Below are 3,465 nucleotides of genomic sequence, written 5' to 3'. Positions count from 1 at the left end.
CGTTCGGGATGTTTATAGTGCGCCTCATTGGAAGCGTGGCCGAGCGGTTGAAGGCACCGGTCTTGAAAACCGGCGACCCGAAAGGGTTCTAGAGTTCGAATCTCTACGCTTCCGCCAAATTAGAAAAGGGCTTGTCGAAAGACAAGCCCTTTTTGCTTTGGGTCTTCTAGTCAGGCGGTGCTTTATCACCAGGCGTTTCCCACTTCACCTCATCGGCATTCCCCACAAAGTCCTAACTTATCCTTAACTAAAATTTATTAGCTGTATTTGAGGCCACCGCAGGTTCACATCTTGTGAAACTATAAAATTGTTCAAAAATGTCGATTTTTCCCTACCAAAAATAAGCGTTTAGCCTTTTAGCAAATTAAAAATGTGATAAGAATAATCTGGTTTTTTTTAATGTAAAACTAACGATCTATATGGGATGTGTTGTCGATGGAAAATAAATATAAAATGACCTTGCTGGCCTTTGTTGGCCTTGCACTGAGTGCATGTTCAAGTACCCAACCGCCGAAGACAAAGATTGTCGATACCAGAGTTGTTAAACTCAGCAATGGTTCCAAAATTGAAGTCCTGACGCAAAATGCAATCAATGGCGATATCATCGAAGACACGAATAACTCGCTTAATCTGGTCGCTAAATCTGATAATGCAAAGGTTGTCGCGTTGAAAACGCTGCAGTTTGCTGCGGCATTGTTGGGTGGCGGGACTTCGCAGGTAGATACGTTTAGTAAAGACCAGCTAAAGGGAACCTATGTTGGCAGCGTTCATAACAGAACGATGGAGTACGTTAACCCAGAGCTTGATGAGCTTCTGGCTAGCGCTGATATCCCCTCTAATGTAAATAAAGAAATTATTATCCAGCCGTATAAATATAAGCTCTTGTACGAAGGCTTAGATACCAGTGATTATACTTTCTTCTATTCAACGACAATAAAGAGCGGTGATTATTATCACACCTGCTCGAGTAGCGATCTGCTCTCAGCGGAGCGCACAAGGCCCATTAGCGACTGGGAAAAAAATAATTATGAGTTAACGCAAACTGTCGCTAAGAAAATTATCGCAGATTGTTTCCAGAAAATTAACTCACCGGCAGAAAAAACGAAGCTAATTGCGGCACTTAGTTCGACCAGTACGGCAAAGAGCATGTAGGCTAACGTGCCTGGGGAAGGGACTCCCCATGATATTTAATGCTCGGTTTCTTGCTAGCCCTTAGCTCCCCGAATAAATGCCTTTACCGCTGCACTCGGCTCCTGCCCACGAGAAATCAGCATCAAATTGGCGCTCAGTTCAATATCATCGAGAGGGCGATAGGTCAGGCCTGGAATGTGTACCTGCTCTAATGGGGCAGGAATCAACGCCACACCCAGCCCGGCAGCGGCAATGGCGAGCACGCTTAGCGTGCTGCTGGAGCGCTGCGCGATATTCAGTCGGTCACCCATCCTTTCTTTCAGTAATAAAAAAAGCCGTTCATGAATATCGTGCGCCTCATAAAGAATGAGCGCTTCCCCGGCAAGCTGCTCGGGGGAAATACGCGTATGCGAGGCCAGTGGGTGATCGTCGACGAAGGCCACCAGAAACGCCCAGCGCCCGATAGGGTGCGCGATAATACCCGGCGTGGCGGTTTTGCTGTTATCGGGCGTGTAACCGATGTCAAGCTGGCCGGCCAGAATCGCATCTACCTGTGATTGAGGGGCCATCTCTTCAATCACCAGTTCAACATCCGGATAGGCATGGTGAAATTCGCGTAGGTCAGCCGTCATCTTGCCGCTAAAGATTGCGTTCCCGGCAAAGCCAACCCGCACTCGTCCTGTCTCACCGCGCAGCGATCGCGCTACGGTCTGGCGAGCATACTCCGCCTGCATTAATGTTCGTTTGGCCTCCGTTAACATTAACTGTCCGGCCTCGGTAAGTTCGACGCGTCGGCTGGTACGGATAAACAACGCGCCACCCAGTTCTGATTCCAGTGCTTTAATTTGCATACTGAGCGCCGGTTGCACGATGTTGAGCCGCTCGGCGGCACGGCCAAAATGACCTTCTTCGGCAACGGCCAGAAAATAGCGGAGATGACGGAGTTCCATAGTGATTGCTATTAATCATTAAAAATGATGAATCGGTAATATCAATATATTTGAATTGCATTGCTCCCGCCAGCACACTCATTCCACTACCTTACTGGAGATACCTTCATGCAGATTCAACATAACGATCGTCAACAGCTTAATGACCTGGTCAACGGATGGATTCATCGCGATCTTGGCGAATGGGCGCAGCTACGGGATCTCTTTCATCCGGACGGCACCATTGAGATCACCTGGTTTGAAGGGCTGGCGAGCGATTTTGTCGACGGCTCGATGCGTATGGGAGCGTCAGACCTGCGCACCAAGCATCTCATTACCTTACCCCGCATTACCTTCAATGCCGAAGGAACCAAAGCCACGCTGGAAACTAACGCGGTGATTATTGCCGAGAACGTTAAACTGAATATCGGTTGCGAATGCCATAACCGCTTTTTCGATCTGGCGGAAAAACGTGATGGCGTGTGGAAGCTGTTTCATCGCCAGAGCGTTTACGACATGGGCACATTCACCTTCCCACAGGGCTGGGTAGAGATAGACCCTGGCGTGGTTGCCCGTTATCCTCGCGAATATGCGCCGCTGGCCTATTTGCTGGAAAAGAGCGGGTTCCCTCTGGGTCGCGTTTTTGCTACCCGCGGCAGCGAGCTGGAAACCAGAATGAAGGCGGAAGGGCTGCGCTGGCTTGCGGCCTGATGCACGGGCATTCATGCGCGGCTATCGCCGATGCGAGCCGCGCTGAATGTTTGAAAAATATTCCCTGACAATGAGGGATTTATACCGAACTTAATATATTCCTCAGTAGATTCTCATACTAAAATATATCTCCTGTGTCATGGCGGCATTAATTATTGCTCTTGAATAACGCAATAATTGTTAAATTTGGAGGCCGTTGTGACACATAAGGGTAAGTTTTGTTGTGGTCTGTAATATAAACTACTGGTTTATTAAAAGACCGTGACTATTATGATTTTAGTTAATTTGTTTTTGCGCTGCTTGTTTTTATCGCTGGCGACCAGTGTTGCTATTCTATGCCTACATATCGATGTCAATATTCTCAAAAATAGCCTGTCTGAAATCTCGCTCACTGAGATTGTTCAGGAGTCAATCCTCTTCCTTATCGTCCTGATTCACCTCGTCGCTGCACGTAAGCAACCCGACATGCGCCAATGCAATGTCTTGATTGCTGGCTTCTTTATGGCCATGCTGATCCGAGAACTCGACGGCATCTTCGACCTTATCCACCATGGCAGTTGGGTATGGTTTGCGCTGATGACCTGCTCCCCGTTGATTAGTACACCCCGATGTTAGTAATGTCTTCATAAGCCACATGAGGACATCCCCATGAAGAAGCGTTTTTCCGACGAACAGATCATCAGTATTCTCCGCG

The 3,465-nt window shown here is 48.1% G+C and carries 4 protein-coding genes and 1 tRNA gene; 3 read left to right on the top strand and 2 right to left on the bottom strand.

What is annotated here, in order from left to right:
• Positions 1–29 precede the first annotated feature (29 nt).
• Positions 30–117, top strand: a tRNA-Ser gene (locus tag RDN66_RS13870).
• Between the two features lie 318 nt (positions 118–435).
• Entirely contained in the window at positions 436–1,152 is a 717-nt protein-coding gene (locus RDN66_RS13865) for a hypothetical protein (protein WP_202216067.1), read from the top strand.
• Between the two features lie 53 nt (positions 1,153–1,205).
• On the opposite strand, the gene RDN66_RS13860 is transcribed toward RDN66_RS13865, so the two are convergent.
• The gene (locus tag RDN66_RS13860) at positions 1,206–2,081 is read right to left on the bottom strand and encodes a LysR substrate-binding domain-containing protein (RefSeq protein ID WP_202216066.1); all 876 of its coding nucleotides are present in this window, start codon (positions 2,079–2,081) and stop codon (positions 1,206–1,208) included.
• A gap of 108 nt (positions 2,082–2,189) precedes the next feature.
• On the opposite strand from RDN66_RS13860, the gene RDN66_RS13855 reads away from it, so the two are divergent.
• A complete protein-coding gene (locus RDN66_RS13855; protein ID WP_202216065.1) occupies positions 2,190–2,771 on the top strand; it encodes a nuclear transport factor 2 family protein in 582 nt (193 codons plus the stop codon).
• 408 nt (positions 2,772–3,179) lie between these two features.
• On the opposite strand, the gene RDN66_RS13850 is transcribed toward RDN66_RS13855, so the two are convergent.
• A partial coding sequence (locus RDN66_RS13850; protein ID WP_308537924.1) for a hypothetical protein occupies positions 3,180–3,465 on the bottom strand: 286 nt, incomplete at its 5' end.

It is taken from the genome of uncultured Kluyvera sp. (assembly GCF_902485085.1).
In the GTDB taxonomy this organism is placed as follows: domain Bacteria; phylum Pseudomonadota; class Gammaproteobacteria; order Enterobacterales; family Enterobacteriaceae; genus Kluyvera; species Kluyvera ascorbata.
Note: the sequence above shows the minus strand (reverse complement) of the source record. Positions and strands in the feature narration are given on the sequence as shown.